We start from the raw sequence: 19055 nt of genomic DNA, 5'->3' as shown, positions 1-19055 counted from the left end.
CGGCCGGGCCATCAGGGCGCCGACAGTTCGTGATACTGCCGGGCGTAGAACATGCGGTGCGCGGTCTGGGTCTGCGCGATCGCCTGCTTGCGCAGCAGTTCGGGCAGGGTGTCTTCGCCCATGCCCTCCAGCTGATAGGGCCCGGTCTTCATCTTGTAAGGCACCAGGCCGCCTTTGGGCGTCAGCACCACGGCATTGCTGCCGTCGCCCACCGCCACATCGAAATTATGCGCCATGGCGATGCGCCCGCTGCCGTCGCGCGGCGCGCGGCGCAGGTCGATGCCGAAGAACGGGCTGTCGTAGCTCAGTCCCAGGATACCCATCAGCGTCGGGCCGACATCCATGCTGGAGCCCAGCACCGGATTGCGTTCCGGTTTGATGTATTTCGGCGCCAGCACGACCATCGGCACGCGGAAGGCCTGCACCGGAATCTGCGCCGCGCCCCAGACCTTCGGGCCGTGATCGCCCAGCATGACGAAGACGGTATCCTCGAACCATGGCTTCTGGCGCGCCGCATCGATGAACTGGCCCAGCGCCCAGTCGGCATAGGCCGCCGCATGATCGCGCGCATTCGGTGCCGGCTTGAAGGGCACGCGGCCTTCCGGGAACATGAAGGGGCGGTGATTGGTGACGGTGAGCGCCGCGAAGAAGAAGGGGCCCGGCTCGGCGGCCATCTTGTCGATGCGGGTCAATGCTTCCTTGAACATGTACTCATCGGCCACGCCCCAGATGGTTTTGAAGCTCTGGTCGGCGATATCGCTCTGGCCCAGCACCTGGTCGAAGCCGATGGTTTTCCAGAAATAGCCCATATTGTCGAAGCTGGTCGGGCCGCCATAAAGGAAGGCGGTGCGATAGCCGAATTTCTCCAGCAGGAAGGGCAGCGAATTCATGCCTTCCGAGCCGGCGCGGCGCGCCGTCGAAATGCCCGGGATCGGCGGGAAGGAGGTGAACACCGCCTCCAGCGCGCGCACGGTGCGGTCGCCGGTGGCGTAGATGTTGGTGAACAGCAGGCCGTCTTCGGCGATGCGGTGCCAGTTCGGTGACTTCGTCTTCCAGTAGTCCTTCTGCTTCGGGTCGAAGACATCCTCGAAGTAGATCGAGCCGTAGGACTCCTCCAGGATCAGCACCACATTCAGCTTCTTCGCCGGCGGCGGGCCATTGTCGACGCGGCGGCGCAGACTGCGCTCGCCGGGCGCGGCCAGGTTGGTGGTGTTGTCCTGCTTCACCATATCGCGCAGCAGCGGCAGGGCTTCGTCTTCCGCGATGCCGGCATAGACGCCATCGTATTTGCTGTCGTTGGTGAAATAGGCGTCCAGGATGCTGTGCATACCGTTGATCGCCAGTTCGTTGACCGTGCGCGTCGCCACCGGCTCATAGGGGCCGAAGATGACAAAGGGAAGCGCCAGTGCGGCCGAGATCGCGCCGAGGCCAAGTGCGCGCCGGCGTTCGCGCGGCAGGAACGGCGCCTTCAGCGCAGCAGTCATGCGGCGCCACAGGAAGGCATAAATGATCAGCACCACGGCGAAGATCGGCGGCAGGTAATAGCGCAGGTCGAAAGACTCGCGGATGTTGCCGATCACTTCCTTGGGGAAGATCAGGTAGTAGACGGCAATGCCGTTGAAGCGGCTGTTGTATTCTTCCCAGAAGAACAGCTCGGACACGGCGCTGAACACCACGACGCCGAGCAACAGCAGCAGAAGAAGATGCGCCGGCACAAGGCCCCAGCGTTTGCGCAGCGGCCAGGCGAAAACGTAAAGGCCCAGCAGGAAGGGCAGGCCGAGCAGCAGGGCGGTGGCCAGGTCGTCGGCCAGGCCGACGATCCAGGCCGCAGCAAAGGCGCCGAAGGAATCGGGCGTCTCGAGTGCGACCCATATGGTCAGGACCAGTCTGACCAGGGCAGCGATACCGATGAAGACGGCGAGGCAAAGAAGCCAGAAGCGCTGGCGCGGATACGGCACGGCAGGCAGCATATTTTTAAACACCGGATGAGACGGGCGGGTGAACCATGCCTGCCTTGGCAGCGGCTTGCATCCCTCAAAAGCATTAAATCGGGTTAACTGTGACGGTTATGGCCATTGCGCCGATAGCCGACTTTGGCTAGAAGGGCCGTGGGACACGCCCCCCCAACGGGGCGCTTACTATCTGGAAGGATAGACAGATGACCAAGCCTGCCCTGCGCCCCAAATCCGCGCATTTCTCCTCCGGCCCCTGCGCCAAGCGCCCCGGCTGGACCCCCGAAGTCCTCAAAAATGCTCTGGTCGGCCGTTCGCACCGCTCGAAAGAGGGTAAGGCGCGTCTGGTCGAAGCCATTGAGCTGCATCGCAAAATCCTTGGCATTCCGGCCGATTACAAGATCGGCATCGTGCCCGCGTCCGATACCGGCGCCGTCGAAATGGCGCTGTGGTCGCTGCTGGGCGAACGCGGCGTCGATGTGCTGGCCTGGGAAAGCTTCGGGGCCGGCTGGGGCTCGGATATCGCCAAGGAGCTCAAGCTCAAGGATGTCCGCACGCTCAAGGCTGGCTACGGCGCGCTTCCCGATCTGAAGCAGGTCGACTGGAGCCGTGACGTTGTTTTCACCTGGAACGGCACCACCTCCGGTGTGAAGGTCCCGAACGGCGACTGGATCGCCGATGACCGTCAGGGCCTCGCCATCTGCGACGCCACCTCGGCTGTCTTCGCCATGGACCTGCCCTGGTCGAAGCTGGATGTCACCACCTGGTCCTGGCAGAAGGCCACCGGCGGCGAAGCCGCCCATGGCATGATCGTGCTGAGCCCGAAGGCCGTGAAGCGGCTGGAGACCTACACGCCGGCCTGGCCGCTGCCGAAGATTTTCCGCATGGCCAAGGACGGCAAGCTGATCGACGGCATCTTCAAGGGCGAAACCATCAACACGCCCTCCATGCTCTGCGTCGAAGACATTCTCGATGCCCTGAAATGGGGCGAGAGCGTCGGCGGTCTCAAGGGCATGATCGGCCGTTCGGAAGCCAATCTGAAGACCATTGCCGACTGGAAGGCCAAGACCCCCTGGGTCGATTTCCTGGCCGGCGATCCGGCCGTGCGCTCCAATACCTCGATCTGCCTCAAGGTGGTCGATCCCTGGTTCACCGCCCTCGGCGAGAAGGACCAGGAAGCCGCTGCCAAGCAGATCGCCGCCGTGCTGGAGAAGGAGGGCGTTGCCCTCGACATCGCGGCCTATCGCGACGCGCCGCCGGGCCTGCGCATCTGGGGCGGCGCCACGGTGGAGACCGCCGATGTGGCTGCGCTCTGTCCCTGGCTGGACTGGGCTTTCGCGGAAGTGAAGGCCACCTACAAGCCGGCCGCAGCCGCCTGATCCGATCCACGGGCGCAGTCACAGGCTGCGCCCGTTTTTCTTTCCCCATTCCGACAATCCTGAGGACTATCCCATGGTCAAGGTTCTGATTTCCGACGAACTGAGCCCCGCCGCCGTCGACATCTTCAAGTCGCGCGGCGTCGATGTCGACATCAAGACCGGCCTGAAGCCGGAAGAGCTGCTCGCCATTATCGGCGACTATGACGGCCTGGCGATCCGCTCGGCGACCAAGGTCACCGCCAAAGTGCTGGAAGCCGCCACGAAACTGAAGGTCGTCGGCCGCGCCGGTATTGGCGTCGACAATGTCGACATTCCGGCCGCCACCGCCCGCGGTGTCTGCGTGATGAACACCCCGTTCGGCAATTCGATCACCACCGCCGAACATGCCATTGCCATGATGATGGCGCTGGCCCGCGAGATCCCGCTGGCCGACCGCTCCACCCAGGCCGGCAAGTGGGAAAAGAACCGCTTCATGGGCGTCGAGCTCTACGGCAAGACGCTCGGCCTGATCGGCTGCGGCAATATCGGCTCCATCGTGGCCGATCGCGCCCAGGGCCTGAAGATGCGCGTCATCGGCTATGACCCCTTCCTGACGCCGGAGCGCGCCACCTCGCTGGGCATCGAGAAGGTGGAACTGGACGAGCTGCTGGCGCGGGCCGATTTCATCAGCCTGCATACGCCGCTGACCGACCAGACCCGCAATATCCTCGACGCCAAGGCGCTGGCCAAGGCCAAGAAGGGCCTGCGCATCGTCAACTGCGCCCGCGGCGGCCTGGTCGACGAGGCGGCCCTGAAGGAAGCGCTGGACAGCGGCCAGGTGGCCGGTGCCGCCTTCGATGTGTTCGTCACCGAACCGGCCAAGGAAAACGTGCTGTTCGGGCATGAGCGTTTCGTCGCCACCCCGCATCTGGGTGCGTCGACCAACGAAGCCCAGGAGAATGTCGCGCTGCAGGTGGCCGAGCAGATCTCCGACTACCTGATCTCGGGTGCCGTCACCAATGCGCTGAACATGCCCTCGGTCTCGGCCGAGGACGCACCCAAGCTGCGCCCCTATATGAAGCTGGCCGAACAGCTCGGCAGCTTCGTCGGCCAGCTGGCCGAAGCCAACCTGACCAAGGTGATGATCGAATACGAAGGCCATGCGGCGACGCTGAACACCCGTCCGCTCACCGCCATCGTGCTGGAAGGCCTGCTGCGCCGTCAGCTCAGCAGCGTCAACATGGTCAACGCGCCGCTGGTGGCCAAGGAGCGCAATATCGAGGTCTCCGAGGTCAAGCATGACCGCGAGGGCGATTACCAGACCCTGATGCGTGTCACCATCCATGCCGACAAGGTGCGTCATCTCTCGGGCACGCTGTTCGCCAACAAGAACCCGCGCGTGGTCGAGATCAAGGGTATCGATATCGATGCCGAGCTTGGCCCGAACATGCTCTATATCACCAACGAGGATAAGCCGGGTTTCATCGGTCGTCTCGGCACCGTGCTGGGCGATGCGGGTATCAACATTGCCACCTTCCATCTCGGCCGCGCCGAGCGTGGCCAGGAAGCGATCTGCCTCGTGGAAGTCGATGGCCCGATCCCGCAGGCGGTTGCCGACAAGGTGAAGGCGATCCCCGGCGTGCGCCAGGCGACCCCGCTGCAGTTCTGAGTCAAGCGTTAAGACAGCTCATTCAAGCTTTACGTGGGCCGGGTTGGCCGCTTAACTGACCCGGCCCTTTTTATTCATGGAGTACCATCATGGCTCGCCTGGCCCGCCTTGCATTCACGCTTGCCCTGCCGCTGGCCCTGATCGCCTGCGGCCCGCCGAGCACCGAAGAAGCCCTGAAGAAAGCCGAGCCGGTGAAGACCAAGGCGGAGCTGGAGAAGGTGCTGGGCAAGCCGTCCGAGCTGCAGAAGCTCGGGCCGCTGGAGCAGTGGACCTACAAGACCAGCGATGGCTCGGTGACGTTTGTCATCACCGGCGACAGCGTCACGCTGGCGTCTGGCGGCACGACGAAGAAGAACTGATCCCGTTTAGGCCGCGGGCGGATATGTCCGCCCGCCGAAGATGGCGCTGCCGACGCGCAGATGAGTCGCGCCCAGCATTGCCGCCGTTTCGAAATCGCTGCTCATGCCCATGCTGAGCTGATCGAGTCCGTTGCGCTTCGCGATCTTGTGTAGCAGCGCGAAATGCGGCGACGGCTCTTCCTCGGCCGGTGGGATGCACATCAGGCCGACGACCGGCAGATCGAGCGCCCGACAGGCGGCGATGAAGGCATCCGCCTCTTTCGGTGCGCAGCCGGCCTTCTGTGGTTCTTCGCCGGTATTGACCTGCACGAAGCAGGGCAGGCGACGGCCGCCCTTGGCAAATTCCTTCGCCAGTTCCTCGGCCAGGCTCTGACGGTCCAGCGTGTGGATCACGTCGAAATGCGCCACCGCCTGCTTCACCTTGTTGGTCTGCAGCGGTCCGATCAGGTGCAGCACCAGATCCGGATGCATCTCGCGCAAGGCCGGATACTTCGCCATGCCTTCTTGCACACGGTTTTCGCCGAAATGAAGCTGGCCGGCAGCAAGCGCTTCGGCCACCGCTTCGGCTGGAAAGGTTTTTGCCACCGCAATCAGCGTGACGGCGTCGGCCTTGCGACCGGCTTCCGCCGCCGCTTCGGCAATACGCGCCTGCACGCCGGCGAGGCGGCTTGCGAGGCTGTCGGATGCTTCCGGCGAAGGCTGGGTCATGGCAGGCTGCACTGATGCGAGGAACAAAAACAGGAACCGGCGGCACGCTACCAATCCGCAGGCGCGGGCGAAAGCCCTGCGGTCTGCCGGTACGCCTGCTTGTCACCGATGCAACGCGGCTGAGCAACCCGCTGCCGGCCGTTGCCGGATTGCAGCCCGGCGATGGCGTGCTGTTCCGCCATTACGAGCTGGTGCCGGCGCGGCGCCGCGCACTGGGGCTGCAGGTGGCTGTGCTGTGCCGCCGGCTGGGTCTGGTGCTGCTGGTGGCCGGCGATGCGCGGCTGGCGCGGCAGCTCGATGCCGACGGGCTGCATCTGCCGCAGGGCCTTGTGCGGCGGCAGGACTGGCCGGGCCTGCTGACGGCGGCGGCGCATGATGCCGGTGCGGTGGCGCGGGCGACGCGGGCCGGGGCGGATGCGGTGCTGGTCTCGCCGGTGTTCATGACGGCGAGCCATCCGGGTGCGACGGGTCTGGGACCCGTGCGCTTTGCGGCCCTGGCGATGGCGGCCCGGCGGCGTGGCCTCGCGGTCTATGCGCTGGGCGGAATGTCGGAAGCCAGACTCCGGCGCCTGAGGGGCCTGCCGGTGCAGGGCTTCGCTGCTATTGGAAGTTTGGTGTAGCCCTCAAAACAAAACCGCCGCCATCTTGCGATGGCAGCGGCTGTTCAGGCCGTCCGGAGACGGGAGACTGATTAGAAGGTGAAGGCGCGGCTGATCGAGAGGACGCCGGCCGGGCCGCAATTGGCGCTGGTGCCGCAGACGCGCTTCTCGATGTTGGTGTCGACATACTGCAGGCCGACGGTGATGCCCCAGTAGACGGTGGCGAACACGCCGACATTCCAGTCAACATAGCTCTTGTCGGTGGTGGTGACGCCGAAGAAGTTCTGCGGGCGGTCGATATGCTGACGGCCGATATTGGCAATGATCTTCGGTTCCATGTCGGTCACCGGAACCGGCACGGTCAGGCCGGCGGTCAGGTAGTAGGCCTTGCCCGAGTCGAGCTGGAAGTTCGGGCTGTAGTAGCCGCCGACGCTCGGAATGGCGAAGCCGAAGTCATAAGCCGCGGTCAGCTTGCCCTCGGTGAAGTCGTAGGTGTTGGCAACACCCTGCGGCTGGTCGAGGTAGGTGTAGCGGATCAGGCCCGCATCCAGGCTCAGCTTGTCGAAGGTGGCGCGGAAGCCGCCCATGACGTCGATTTCAGCGCTGACCTGGTTGTTGAAGTCGACATTGCTGCCGAAGAAGCCGAGGTAGCCCGAGAAGGTGTCGTTGATCTTGAACAGACCTTCGCCGGTCAGCTGGTAGGCCGGGTGGCCGTCCGTCTGGCTGATGCCGCGGAAATAGTATTCCGAGGCCACGGCCGGGGTCAGGGTCAGGCTGAGACGGTCATCCGCCATCGCCGGAACAGCAGCCACGAGGCCCAGGCCAACCAGGGCGGCGCGGAAAGCAAACTTGATCATAGGGCAAACCTCCGAGAGAAAATTCGAGGGTGAGATAACCAGACAAGTTCCTGTCTCTCAAACGTTTCTCCGGTATTATGACCACCGACACCAGAAAGTGTGGCCTTACGGTTACACTCGTGTCGATAAACAGTCACTGTGAATAAATTCTGTGCAGAGATGAATGTAATAAAATTACCCGGCGGCTGTCGTGCATACAAGTTTACGGGGAAAATCGCCCCCGATTCCCGAGGAGTAGCGAATCATGGTTGAGTCCCAGCCCCTGGTCCTGGCTGAAACCCCGACCGCCGGTATCCGGGTGATCCGGCTGAATTACCCGGCCAAGCGCAACGCCCTGTCGCTGGACCTGCGCGCCGCGCTGCATGACGCCGTGGCGGCCGCCATGGACGACCTGGCGGTGCGCGTGCTGGTGCTGACCGGATCGGGCGGCGCCTTCTGCGCCGGCGGCGATATCTCCTCCATGCAGAATGTCGCCGGTGTCGGCGGCCGCCAGCGGCTGGCCAACCTGCATCGCCTGGTGCGCCTGATCGCGGCCGGGCCGAAACCGGTGATTGCGGCCGTGGAAGGTTTCGCCTATGGCGCCGGCATGTCACTGGCGCTGCTCTGCGACCAGGTGGTGGTGGCCAGCGACGCCAAATTCTGCTGCTCGTTTTCCAAGGTCGGCCTGATGCCCGACATGGCGGCGCTGTGGACGGTGCCGCAGCGGGTCAATGCCGGCTGGGTGAAACGCCTGCTGATGCTGGCTGAGGAGATCGACGGCGCCACCGCCGTGCAGATCGGCCTGGCCGACCAGGGGACTGCGCCCGGCGCGGCGCTGGACGAAGCGCTCAAGCTGGCGGCCAGGTTCGCGGCCATGGCGCCGCTGCCGATCGGCTTCACCAAGGCCGCCCTGGCGCGCGGACCCCAATCCCTTGAGGCGGTGCTGGCGCAGGAGGCCGACGGCCAGGCGCTGCTGTTCAACTCGGCCGATTTCGCCGAAGGCCGCGACGCCTTCCTGGCCAAGCGCAAGCCGGTGTTCACAGGCAGCTGACGCTGGGTAAATCCGGTCGCCTGCTTGCAGGTGTATGAGGCTGCGTCCTAGACTGACCCCACTAAAACAAAAGGGTTACACAGGAGGAAGCCCATGCTGGGCCTGATTCAGGACCGTCCGCTGCTGATCTCGCAGCTGATCGAGTATGCCGCGCTCTATCACAGCAACACCGAGATCGTGACCCGCACGGTCGAAGGTCCGATCCACCGCTATACCTACAAGGACCTGCGCAGCCGCTCGAAGAAGCTGGCCAATGCGCTGACCCGGCTGGGCGTGAAGCTGGGCGATCGCGTCGGCACGCTCGCCTGGAACACTTACCGGCATTTCGAACTCTATTACGGCGTCTCGGGGATGGGGGCGGTGCTGCACACCGTGAACCCGCGCCTGTTCCCCGAGCAGATCGACTACATCGTCAACCATGCCGAGGACAGCTACCTCTTCGTCGACCTGACCTTCCTGCCGATCATCGAGAAGCTGGCCGGCAGCCTGAAGACCGTGAAGGCCTTCGTGGTGCTGACCGATGCGGCCCATATGCCAAAGGACAGCAAGATCCCGAATCTGCTGTGCTACGAGGACCTGATCGGCAAAGAGAGCGACGACTTCGCCTGGCCGGAATTCGACGAACGCACGGCGTCGTCGCTCTGCTATACCTCCGGCACCACGGGCAACCCCAAGGGCGTGCTGTTCTCGCATCGCTCCAGCGTGCTGCACTCCTATGCGGTCTGCCAGCGCGACGGCCTCAATCTCGGCTCGGGCGACAGCGCCCTGGTGATCGTGCCGCTGTTCCACGCCAATGCCTGGGGCGTGCCCTATGGCGCGGCCATGTGCGGCGCCAAGCTGGTCTTCCCCGGCCCGGCGCTGGACGGCAAGAGCGTCTACGAGCTGCTGCGCGACGAGAAATGTAACTTCTCGCTCGGCGTGCCCACGGTCTGGCTCGCCTTCTTCCAGTATATCGACGCCAACCCGGGCCTCGATCTAAAGAAGGATATCCTGATCGAGCGCTGCGTGATCGGCGGCAGTGCCGCGCCGCGCGCCATGATCGAGCGCTTCGCCAAGCAGCTCAATTGCTTCGTCATCCATGCCTGGGGCATGACCGAGATGTCGCCGCTGGGCACCACCGGCAACCTGCTGAAGAAGCATGCCGATCTGCCGCTGGAAAAGCGCCTGGATGTGCAGTCCAAGCAGGGCCGCACGGTCTACGGCGTCGAGATCAAGATCACCGACGACGACGGCAACGAGCTGCCGCGCGACGGCAAGGCCTTTGGCGATGTGAAGGTGCGCGGGCCCTGGATCACCAAGGGCTATTTCAAGGGCGATGGCGGCAGCGTGCTGGACAAGGATGGCTGGTTCACCACCGGCGACGTGGCGACGCTGGATGCCGACGGCTACATGCAGATCACGGATCGTTCGAAGGACGTGATCAAGTCGGGCGGCGAATGGATCTCCTCGATCGACCTGGAGAATGCCGCCGTCGGCCATCCGGCCGTGCAGGAGGCCGCCGTGATCGGCGTCCATCACGAGAAGTGGCAGGAGCGTCCGCTGCTGCTGGTGATCAAGAAGCAGGGCCAGGAGGTCGGCCGCGACGAGCTGTTGACCTATCTCGAGGACAAGGTGGCCAAATGGTGGCTGCCCGACGATGTGGTCTTCGTGACCGAGCTGCCGCATACCGCCACCGGCAAGCTGCTGAAGACCAAGCTGCGCGAGCAGTTCAAGGGCCACAAGCTGCCGACCCCCGGCGCGTAAGCGCCGAAAAAGAATGCCCGGCGCGTCAGTGCCGGTTCATACGCTGTTATGACGATGGCCGGGTCCGGACTGTTTCCGGGCCCGGCCATCCGCATTTTCCGGGCTGCTCCCATCCGCTCCTGCTGCTTCCCATTGTGTCCTATTGCTTCCGGACGCTTCCCGATCATTCCGGTTGCTTCCGGAGCGTTCCCCATGCTTCCGGATCGTTCCCGACGGTTCATTCCGCATGGCCTACGCCGTCATGCAGGCGGCGAAAAGGCTCTCGCCACCGGCAAGATGCATACAAAAGTATTCAGGACTTTCAAAAACAAGAACATTAATAGAACATAACTCCAGCTTTCCGTCAAGCCAGACCCCGCAGGTTCGAAAACCGGACTAGCAGACAGGCCGCCCGGTGCCGCAGGTCTCACCCCCGTCAAAACACACACATCATGGGAGTGATGAGCATGCGTAAGTCCGTTCTGGTTTTCCCGATCCTGCTGGCCGCCTGCGCCGGCGAACCGCAGGCCGTTGCCGTGCCCGATCCGCTGAAGCCGGCCGCCGGCGAGCAGTTGGCGATGATCGTGCCGGCCAAGGGCGTGCAGATCTACGAATGCCGCGCCAAAGCCAACCAGGTCGGCCCCGGCGCCTATGACTGGGCCTTCACCGGCCCCGAGGCCGAGCTGTTCGACACGCGCGGCGCCAAGATCGGCAAGCATTACGGCGGCCCGAGCTGGGAAGCGGCTGATGGCAGCAAGATCACCGGCAGCGTGAAGGCGCGCGCCGATGCGCCGCAACCGAAAGACATTCCCTGGCTGCTGCTCACCGCCACCCAAGCCGGCGCCAAAGCCGGCGCCTTCAGTGCGATCACCAGCGTGCAGCGCGTGAATACCGTGGGTGGCATCGCGCCGGCCGGCGGCTGCACAGCGGGCAGTGCCGGCGCGGTGGCGCGCGTGCCCTACACGGCGGACTATTACCTGCTCAGCCAGCGCTGAGCCAGGCGTTATCCGGTCTGGATGCCCGCGCGATTCAAACGGGCATCCGGACCGGTCCGTCATCACCAGGAGGAAAAGAGATGTACCTGCAGACCATAGCGGATGACGCCGCCACCGGACGGGTGGCCGAGATCTACCAGGCCCAGAAGGCGCAGCTCGGCTTTGTCATGGCGGCGATGCGCTGTCTGACCACCCGGGCTGATCTGCTGCCGGCCTATACCGCTTTCGTCGATACGATGCGGGGCGGCTTTTCGCTCGGGCAACGCGGCTGGAAGCTGATCACGCTGATCGCCGCGAAAGAAGTCCGCTCCAGCTATTGTTCCCATGTCTATGGCAAGCAACTGATCGCCGATCTGGGCTCGAAGGCGGCCGTGCTGGCGGTGCAGCGCGATTTCCGCAATGCCGGCCTGCCCGAAAAGGATGTCGCGATGCTCAGCTATGCGCAGCAGGTGGCGCGCGATGCCTCGCAGGTGACCGAGGCCGATATCCAGCGGCTGCGCGCGGCGGGCTTCACCGATGTGGAGATCGGCGACATTGCGCTCTGCGCCGCCTTTCGCTGTTTCATCGCCCGCTATTTCGACGCCATCGGGGCGGGGCCGGAAGCGGCTTTCATCGACGCGGACGAGGATTTTCGTACGGCGATGACGGTGGGCAAGGCGGTGGCCTGACCGGCACGTCGCCATGTCATGCCACGGCTTCGACATGGCATGACGGAGGGATTAACGCCGCAGTCGCGCGCACTCTCCGTGCCGCCGGATCAGCCGGCGTCGGTCTTCAGGGTGTCGGGCTCGATGGTCTTGAAGAAGCCGGTCACCGTCAGGCCGTCGACGGACAGAGGCATGATCAGCCGCACATAACCGAACTGCTTTCCGTCCAACGTCACATAGCTGCGCCGCGCCAGGCTCGGCTGCCGCGCCTGCGCCACCTGCTCCATGCTGGCATAGACGATGGCGGCATCCCGGGCGGCAAAGAAATTGCCCAGCCGGCGACCGCCATCATCGCCGGTGGTGCGCTCGCCCACGTAATTGCCGGCCAGCCGGACGCGCACGTCGCGCTGTGCCGGCAGATAGTCGAGCAGCATGGTATAGGGCAGCACGGCGGCCGGCAGGGCCGCGGTATCGATGACGGCGGGCAGGGTGCTTCCCTTATGCGCGGCAAGCCAGGCGGCATGACAGGCCGCCAGCATCGGATAGTGCGCGATCTCGGCGAAGGCGAGTTCCTCATAGCCTTCGAGCTGCAGGCTGTCGAGTGCAGGATTGGCGGTGTCGCGGGTGTCGGCGGCGCGGGTGTCGGTGTTGTCGCTCATGGGGTGGGTCCGCCGGTTGGAGGCACAGGATAGCATGGGGTCTGGATGGGCGTCGCCGGCCGCATAAACATGGCGGGATCGAAACTGCCATAGCGCTGGCTGATCAGTCGCAGAATCTGTTCGAGATCGCGCGGACGCGGGCCATCGCTCTGCGCTGTGGCCTGGGACCAGTGCAGCATCACCGGTTCGACATCCAGGATCAGGGCGCGCAGGGCGCGGACCAGCGGCCAGGCGCGGTCGCAGAGCCGATCGGGCTCGGTCAGCAGGGCCATGATGTCGCCCACGGCTGTATCGGCGGCCATGGCTTTCTCGGTGCTCCAGATCGCCACGTCGCGCAGCAGCAGTGCACTGCGCCGCGCCATGTCGCCGGCCGGATCGGTGGTGCGGCGGGCGGCAAACTGCGCCAGTTCGCCCACCGTGCGCTGCAGGGTGCCGGTGGCGCGCCGCAGCCAATCGACGCGCGCCACCTCCAGGATCGCATTCTGCAAGCGCGCTTCCAGTTCTTCGGTGGTGGTGCCGGGCAGGCGGTCAAGCAGGGCGCTGGCGATCTGGCGCATCTCGGTGCCGGTCGGTCCTGCCACAAGAACGCCATCCCGGGCCGGATTGTCGCCATCCTGCGGTAGCGCCAGCGGCTGCTGCAGCGCCTGACGGACGGTGGCGATGGCGCGCTGCATGACATGCGGACGCGGAATCCAGGATGGCTGGCCGTCGACCAGTTCGCTGGGCACCGGATCGTCGGCGCGCACCTGCCGCATATACAGCAAGGCCTCGGGCACCAGCGCGATCAGCGCGCGGTCGGAATCGTCGGGCGACAATTGCAGGCTGCCGGCCACGCGGTCGAGCGGCAGGCTGCCGCGCAGCTCGCCGAACTGCATGGTCAGGATAGTCTGGCGGCCGTCATCGCGCAGGAATGCCGCCCCCGGCCGGCGCAGGTCGGGATGCTGGAAGGTGAAGCGCGCGGGGCGCGGATGGGCCGTCATGCAACTCATGGAACAAGGACGCCAAAGGGATACCGTCCTGTCTTACGAGGCCTCTGGCCGGGTGGATGCCCCCTGCGTCAAAACGCCCAGGCATCATAGCCCGCGGTCTTCTGCGCTCAGAGCCGGCGGAAGCGGCCGAACTGGAATTTCTGGATGCTGCCACCCGGTGTGGCGTGGTCATGTAACAAGGCCTCGGCCAGCTCGAAGTCCGGCTCGAGCAAGGCTGCGACTTCGCAGGTGGCATAGCGCTGCACCGGCAGCCCGCTGCAGCGCTGTGGGCCGTCACTGGCAAAGGTTCCGATCACCACCTGACTGCCGCGCCGTGTGCCCCGGCGCAGGGCCGCGAGATAACCGTCGCGGGCGGCCGGATCGGTGAGGAAATGAAACACCGCCCGGTCATGCCACAGATCATAGATGCGCGAGGGCTGCCACGTTGCGATGTCGGCAACAATCCAGTGCACGCGGGCGGCCTGGTCCGGGTGCAGCCGTGCGCGGGTTTTGCTCAGCGCGGCTTCCGCTACATCCAGCACGCTGACATCGCGATGGCCGGCCGCGAGCAGGTGATCGGGCAGGGCCGAGGCGCCGGCGCCGATATCAATGATGGCGGTATCCGATGCGACGCCGGCGCGGCCGATCAGGTCAAGCGAGACCTGCGGGACGGACTGGTACCAGCTGACGGAATCTGCAGCCTTCGTTGTGTAGACGGTGTTCCAGTGGCTGCTCCGTGCACCCGTGTCCATTCCACCCTCCATGCCGTGCAGCCCAGATAGGGTGCATGTGCGCGGGCTGCAAGCGGGTTATATGAAGACTGCGTGACGATGCCGGTTGCATAGCAGCCCGGCATGCGGGATTCAGGTCTTGCGATACACCGCCGCCTCATCCGCCGCGCCGTCGCCGTCCACCGTCACACGGCCATCGCCGACCATATGGATCAGATGGGCCAGCACCGAGCGCGCCGCCGCCGGATGCAGATAAGACGGCACATCCGCATACATGCTCTTCACCATCTGCGGAATCTGCTGCGGGCCAGCTTGGGTCAGGCACTCGATAATCTGTGCCTCGCGCGCCTCGCGGTGCCTGATCAGCTCGGTGACGAAATGCTGCGGACTGTGGCCGGTGGCCATCGCGTCGATCGGCGCGCCGTGGGTGGGGTAGTAGCGCGCGTCGTCGCGGAACAGCAACTTGCGCAAGCTCGCATAGTAATCGGTCATGCTGCCATCGGGCGGCGAGATCACCGTGGTGGACCAGCCCATCACATGGTCGCCGCTGAACAGCGCCTTTTCCTCATGCAGCGCGAAACACAGATGATTGGAGATATGGCCCGGCGTGTGCAGTGCGCTCACGGTCCAGCCCGCGCCTTTGATCTCGGCGCCATCCTTCAGCAGGTGATCGGGCTGAAAGTCGTGGTCGCCGCCTTCCTCCACCATCACGCCGCCCGGGGGCTGCGGATGCGGGCCGAAGGCATAGGTTTCCGCGCCGGTTTTCGCTTTCAGCAGGGTCGCGCCCGGCGAATGGTCGCGATGGGTATGAGTGATCAGGATGTGACTGACGGTCTCATCGGGCAGGGCCGAGAGGATGGCGTCGATATGATCCGCCTCGTCGGGGCCGGGATCGACCACGGCCACCCGGCCCTTGCCGATGATATAGGTGCCGGTGCCATGGAAGGTGAACGGCGAGGGATTCGGCGCAATGACGCGGCGCACCAAAGGGCTCAGGCCGCTGACCGTTCCGTAGGCAAAGGCGAGGTCTTTGATGAACGGGATCGACATGCTGGTTTTTTCCTGGGCAATTTCTGGCGGACGGCTCCGTCAGGGTGCGAAAAATTGACGTAGCGTCAAGTGATTAGCGTTCATCCGAGCGCGAAAGCGATTGACCTTAACACCGTCGTCTTCATAATCTGCCACCACAAGACGGCGACACCAAGAATCGCCTGAATATGACCTGTGGGAGGGTGGACGCTGTCTGACATTGTCCAGTTGCTGCTGAACGGATTGGCGGCAGGCTGTATTTACGGCCTGATCGCACTCGGTTTCGTGCTCATCTATAAAGCCACCGAAATGGTGAACTTCGCCCAGGGCGACCTGCTGATGCTGGGCGCCTTCATGGCTTATGCCCTGATCGAGGGTTTCGGCCTGAATTACTGGGTCGCCTTCGGCGGCGCGGTGTTGTTCATGGCGGTGTTCGGCTATCTGCTCGACACCGTGATCCTGCGCCAGGTGATCGGCCAGCCGCAATTCTCGGTCGTCATGCTCACCATCGGTCTCGGCTTCATCTTCCGCTCCGGCGCCTCGATGATCTGGGGCACCGAGACGCGCGCCTTCAACACGCCCTTCACCGATGGCGTCATGCGCGTCGGCGGTCTGGTGATCGCCGATGTGAATGCCTCCATCGTGTTCGGCACGGCGCTGCTTTGCGCCGTCCTCTACGGTTTCTTCCGCTTCACCCGCATCGGCGTGGCCATGCAGGCAGCCTCGCAGAACCAGCTGGCGGCCTATTACATGGGTATTCCGGTGAAGATGATCTTCTCGCTGGTCTGGGCGATTTCGGCTGCTGTCGCCGCCGTTGCCGGCATCCTGCTGGCGCCGGTATCGCTGATCGACACGACGATTGGCCTGCTCGGCCTCAAGGCCTTTGCCGCCGCGGTGCTGGGCGGCTTCGGCTCGATTCCCGGCGCGGTGATCGGCGGCCTGGTGATCGGCGTGATCGAGCAGTTCTCCGGCATCTACATGGCCGAAGGCTTCAAGGATGTGGCCGCCTATGTGGTGATCCTGGTCGTGCTGTTCATCCGGCCGCAGGGCCTGTTCGGCAATATCGGCCGCAAGCGCGTGTAAGGGCGGAAACAGATCATGCGCTTCTTCTTCAAGACCCATTACAACCAGGACATCAACCTGTTCCGCGACAAGGTCGACCGCTTCTGGTACGGCCTGATGATCCTGCTGCTGCTGGCGGCGCCGTTTGTGCTGGAAGATTTCTGGCTGGGTGAATTCTCCTATGTCTTCATCCTCTCCATTGTCGGCATCGGCCTGATGATCCTGACCGGCTATACCGGCCAGGTCTCGCTCGGCCATGCCGCCTTCCTCGGCATCGGCGCCTATACCCATTCGATCCTGCTCAGCCTCGGCGTGCCCTTCGTGATCTCGGTGACGGTGGCGACGCTGCTGTCGGCGGCGATCGGCGCGGTGATCGGCCGGCCGGCGCTGAAGCTCACCGGCGTCTACCTCGCCATCGCCACATTGGCATTCGCGTTCATCATCGAGCAGATCCTGATCCGCTGGGAGCATGTCACCGGCGGCTTCAAGGGCTTTGCCGTCGAGCGGCCGGAGATGTTCGGCCATTCCATGGTGGAAGACGTGTTCTTCTACTATCTCTGCTTCGGTGCGCTGATCCTGGCCGTGCTGGCGGCGCTCAACCTGCTGCGCTCACCCACCGGCCGCGCCTTCATCGCCATCCGCGATTCCGAAATCGCCGCCCAGTCGATGGGCGTCAACCTCGCCGCCTACAAGACGATGGCGTTTTCGATTTCGGCCGGCTTCACCGGCTTCGGCGGCACGCTGTTCGCCCACAAGATCGGCTACCTGGCGCCCGATGCCTTCAACATCCTGCTGTCGATCCAGCTGCTGCTGATGGTCGTGGTCGGCGGGCTGGGTTCGATCCACGGCGCCATCTTCGGCGCCATTTTCGTCGGCTGGCTGCCGCAGCTGATCGCCATCCTGCGCGATTTCCTGCCGGAAACCATCGCGCGCCAGCCGGGCCTGGAACCGGGCATCTTCGGCCTGATCCTGGTCTTCTTCATCCTGTTCGAGCCGCTCGGCATCTATGGCCGCTGGATGAAGGTGAAGCTCTATTTCTCGCTCTTCCCGCTTTACAAGAAGGCCACCTTCAAGCGGCAGAAGACCTATACCAAGTCGGAGCGCAACCGGTGACCGCCCTGTTCCAGGCCGACAATCTCGCCATCAACTTCGGCGGCATCAAAGCCGTCGACGGCGTCAGCTTCGACGTCGAGAAGGGCCAGGTCTTCACCATCATCGGCCCGAACGGCGCCGGCAAGACCACGGTGTTCAACCTGATCAGCCGCATCTACGACCCGACCAGCGGCGTGCTGCGCTTCGAGGGCGAGGAGATCACCGGCGTGCCGCCGCACAAGATCGCCGCCATGGGGATCGCGCGCACCTTCCAGAATATCGAGTTGTTCGAGCATGCCACCGTGCTGCACAACCTGCTGCTTGGCCGCCATGCCCATCGTGGCGGCAACCTGGTGCAGGAGCTGCTGTTCACGCCGGCGGTGCGCAGGATGGAGCTGGCGCATCGCGAGAAGGTCGAGCATGTGATCGACTTCCTCGACCTGCAGCATTACCGCGACACCTATATCGTCAATCTGCCCTATGGCGCCCGCAAGGTGGTCGAGCTGGCGCGCGCGCTCTGCACCGAGCCCAAGCTTCTGCTGCTGGACGAGCCCTCGTCGGGTCTCAATACCGAAGAGACCGAGGACATGGCCTTCTGGATCCATGACATCCGCAATGAACTCGGCATCACCGTGCTGATGGTGGAACACGATATGGGCCTGGTGAACGAAGTGTCGGATCGCGTGCTGGCGCTGAATTACGGCCGCGTGCTAGCTCTGGGCACGCCGCAGGAGGTGCAGAGCCATCCCGAAGTCATCAAAGCCTATCTGGGAGGCTGAGATGAGCGCTGCCCTTTCCATCGAACAGAAACTCGCCAATCCGCCAGTGCTCAAGCTCTCGAATATCGAGACCTTCTACGGTCCGATCATGGCGATCCGCGGCGTCAGCCTGGAAGTGCCCGAAGGCAGCATCGTGACGGTGCTGGGCGCCAACGGCGCCGGCAAGACCACGATCCTGAAGACCATTTCCGGCGTCATGGACCCGCAGAAGGGCAGCGTCGCCTTCGAGGGCCGCGACATCCAGAAGATGGATCCCGACAAGGTGATGCGGCTGGGCATCGGCCATGTGCCCGAGGGCCGCGAGACCTTCCCGTTCCTGACGGTGAAGGAAAACCTGATGATGGGCGCCTTCACCCGCAAGGATGCCGATGGCGTCGCCAAAGACATGGAGATGGTCTACGGCTATTTCCCGCGCCTGAAGGAGCGCGAGAACCAGGCGGCCGGCTCGATGTCGGGCGGCGAGCAGCAGATGCTGGCGATTGGCCGCGCGCTGATGGGCCGGCCGAAGCTGCTGCTGCTGGACGAGCCTTCGCTCGGCCTGTCGCCCAAGCTGGTGAAGGAAATCTTCGAGATCATCGTGCGCATCAATGCCGAGCAGGGCACCACCATCCTGCTCGTGGAGCAGAACGCCAATGTGGCGCTCCATGCCGCGCATTACGGCTATGTGCTGGAAGTCGGCCGCATCGTGATGGCCGATACCTGCGCCCGTCTTCTGGAAAAGGAAGACATCAAGGAATTCTATCTCGGCATGAAAGAACAGGGCGTGCGCGGCAAGCGGCGCTGGAAAAAGCGTAAAACCTGGCGGTAACGCTATCGCCACGCGACCCAGGGAGGGTGCA

Annotated in this window: 19 protein-coding genes; 12 read left to right on the top strand and 7 right to left on the bottom strand. The window is 64.2% G+C overall.

What is annotated here, in order from left to right:
• Positions 1–11: 11 nt before the first annotated feature.
• Complete coding sequence (locus tag AC1ROT_RS04950; protein ID WP_492997510.1) at positions 12–1970, bottom strand: LTA synthase family protein; 1959 nt, start codon at positions 1968–1970, stop codon at positions 12–14.
• A gap of 188 nt (positions 1971–2158) precedes the next feature.
• Between AC1ROT_RS04950 and AC1ROT_RS04945 the strand changes: the two genes are divergently transcribed.
• The 3 genes from AC1ROT_RS04945 (at position 2159) to AC1ROT_RS04935 (ending at position 5338) form a co-directional block, all read left to right on the top strand.
• Positions 2159–3331, top strand: coding sequence for a phosphoserine transaminase (locus tag AC1ROT_RS04945; protein ID WP_492997508.1), 1173 nt, complete (start codon positions 2159–2161; stop codon positions 3329–3331).
• A 73-nt stretch (positions 3332–3404) separates the two neighbouring features.
• Positions 3405–4979 (top strand): phosphoglycerate dehydrogenase, encoded by a 1575-nt coding sequence (gene serA / locus AC1ROT_RS04940; RefSeq protein ID WP_492997507.1) that lies wholly within the window; start codon positions 3405–3407, stop codon positions 4977–4979.
• A gap of 89 nt (positions 4980–5068) precedes the next feature.
• Positions 5069–5338 carry a hypothetical protein gene (locus tag AC1ROT_RS04935; RefSeq protein ID WP_492997506.1) on the top strand — a complete coding sequence of 90 codons (270 nt, stop codon included), beginning with the start codon at positions 5069–5071 and terminating at the stop codon, positions 5336–5338.
• A 6-nt stretch (positions 5339–5344) separates the two neighbouring features.
• On the opposite strand, the gene AC1ROT_RS04930 is transcribed toward AC1ROT_RS04935, so the two are convergent.
• A complete protein-coding gene (locus tag AC1ROT_RS04930) occupies positions 5345–6046 on the bottom strand; it encodes a YggS family pyridoxal phosphate-dependent enzyme (RefSeq protein WP_492997505.1) in 702 nt (233 codons plus the stop codon).
• A 14-nt stretch (positions 6047–6060) separates the two neighbouring features.
• Here AC1ROT_RS04930 and AC1ROT_RS04925 point away from each other — a divergent pair, with 14 nt between their 5' ends.
• Positions 6061–6666: a thiamine phosphate synthase gene (locus AC1ROT_RS04925; RefSeq protein WP_492997504.1), complete on the top strand. Its 606-nt coding sequence runs from the start codon at positions 6061–6063 to the stop codon at positions 6664–6666.
• 71 nt (positions 6667–6737) lie between these two features.
• Here the strand turns inward: AC1ROT_RS04925 and AC1ROT_RS04920 are convergent, their stop codons facing one another.
• On the bottom strand, positions 6738–7502 hold the full coding sequence (locus tag AC1ROT_RS04920; protein WP_492997503.1) for a TorF family putative porin: 765 nt from the start codon (positions 7500–7502) through the stop codon (positions 6738–6740).
• Between the two features lie 244 nt (positions 7503–7746).
• Between AC1ROT_RS04920 and AC1ROT_RS04915 the strand changes: the two genes are divergently transcribed.
• The 4 genes from AC1ROT_RS04915 to AC1ROT_RS04900 all read left to right on the top strand — a co-directional run bounded on the left by AC1ROT_RS04915 (position 7747) and on the right by AC1ROT_RS04900 (position 11917).
• Complete coding sequence (locus tag AC1ROT_RS04915) at positions 7747–8532, top strand: enoyl-CoA hydratase/isomerase family protein (RefSeq protein WP_492997500.1); 786 nt, start codon at positions 7747–7749, stop codon at positions 8530–8532.
• A gap of 93 nt (positions 8533–8625) precedes the next feature.
• Positions 8626–10275 carry a 3-(methylthio)propionyl-CoA ligase gene (locus AC1ROT_RS04910; RefSeq protein ID WP_492969753.1) on the top strand — a complete coding sequence of 550 codons (1650 nt, stop codon included), beginning with the start codon at positions 8626–8628 and terminating at the stop codon, positions 10273–10275.
• A 446-nt stretch (positions 10276–10721) separates the two neighbouring features.
• On the top strand, positions 10722–11249 hold the full coding sequence (locus AC1ROT_RS04905) for a DUF3455 domain-containing protein (protein ID WP_492969754.1): 528 nt from the start codon (positions 10722–10724) through the stop codon (positions 11247–11249).
• 80 nt (positions 11250–11329) lie between these two features.
• A complete protein-coding gene (locus AC1ROT_RS04900; protein ID WP_492997499.1) occupies positions 11330–11917 on the top strand; it encodes a peroxidase-related enzyme in 588 nt (195 codons plus the stop codon).
• 89 nt (positions 11918–12006) lie between these two features.
• Here the strand turns inward: AC1ROT_RS04900 and AC1ROT_RS04895 are convergent, their stop codons facing one another.
• The 4 genes from AC1ROT_RS04895 to AC1ROT_RS04880 all read right to left on the bottom strand — a co-directional run bounded on the left by AC1ROT_RS04895 (position 12007) and on the right by AC1ROT_RS04880 (position 15304).
• Positions 12007–12555 (bottom strand): hypothetical protein, encoded by a 549-nt coding sequence (locus AC1ROT_RS04895; RefSeq protein ID WP_492969756.1) that lies wholly within the window; start codon positions 12553–12555, stop codon positions 12007–12009.
• On the bottom strand, positions 12552–13535 hold the full coding sequence (locus AC1ROT_RS04890) for a hypothetical protein (protein ID WP_492997498.1): 984 nt from the start codon (positions 13533–13535) through the stop codon (positions 12552–12554). The genes AC1ROT_RS04895 and AC1ROT_RS04890 overlap by 4 nt, the downstream gene beginning before the upstream one ends.
• Before the next feature lie 116 nt (positions 13536–13651).
• Positions 13652–14275 carry a class I SAM-dependent methyltransferase gene (locus tag AC1ROT_RS04885; protein WP_492997496.1) on the bottom strand — a complete coding sequence of 208 codons (624 nt, stop codon included), beginning with the start codon at positions 14273–14275 and terminating at the stop codon, positions 13652–13654.
• A 111-nt stretch (positions 14276–14386) separates the two neighbouring features.
• The gene (locus AC1ROT_RS04880; RefSeq protein ID WP_492997494.1) at positions 14387–15304 is read right to left on the bottom strand and encodes an MBL fold metallo-hydrolase; all 918 of its coding nucleotides are present in this window, start codon (positions 15302–15304) and stop codon (positions 14387–14389) included.
• Between the two features lie 174 nt (positions 15305–15478).
• Between AC1ROT_RS04880 and AC1ROT_RS04875 the strand changes: the two genes are divergently transcribed.
• Genes AC1ROT_RS04875 through AC1ROT_RS04860 form a run of 4 tightly spaced genes read left to right on the top strand, consistent with a single transcriptional unit; the run spans position 15479 to position 19024 of the window.
• Complete coding sequence (locus AC1ROT_RS04875) at positions 15479–16366, top strand: branched-chain amino acid ABC transporter permease (RefSeq protein WP_492969760.1); 888 nt, start codon at positions 15479–15481, stop codon at positions 16364–16366.
• 15 nt (positions 16367–16381) lie between these two features.
• Positions 16382–17458: a branched-chain amino acid ABC transporter permease gene (locus AC1ROT_RS04870; RefSeq protein WP_492969761.1), complete on the top strand. Its 1077-nt coding sequence runs from the start codon at positions 16382–16384 to the stop codon at positions 17456–17458.
• Positions 17455–18216: an ABC transporter ATP-binding protein gene (locus tag AC1ROT_RS04865; protein WP_492997492.1), complete on the top strand. Its 762-nt coding sequence runs from the start codon at positions 17455–17457 to the stop codon at positions 18214–18216. Before AC1ROT_RS04870 ends, AC1ROT_RS04865 begins: the two co-directional genes overlap by 4 nt.
• Before the next feature lies 1 nt (position 18217).
• Positions 18218–19024, top strand: a complete 807-nt coding sequence (locus AC1ROT_RS04860; RefSeq protein ID WP_492969763.1) for an ABC transporter ATP-binding protein — start codon at positions 18218–18220, stop codon at positions 19022–19024.
• Positions 19025–19055: the final 31 nt, after the last annotated feature.

The sequence above is a fragment of the Ferrovibrio sp. GW821-FHT12E11 genome (assembly GCF_058806975.1).
The sequence above is the reverse complement of the archived record's forward strand: the minus strand, read 5'-3'. Positions and strand labels throughout refer to the sequence as shown.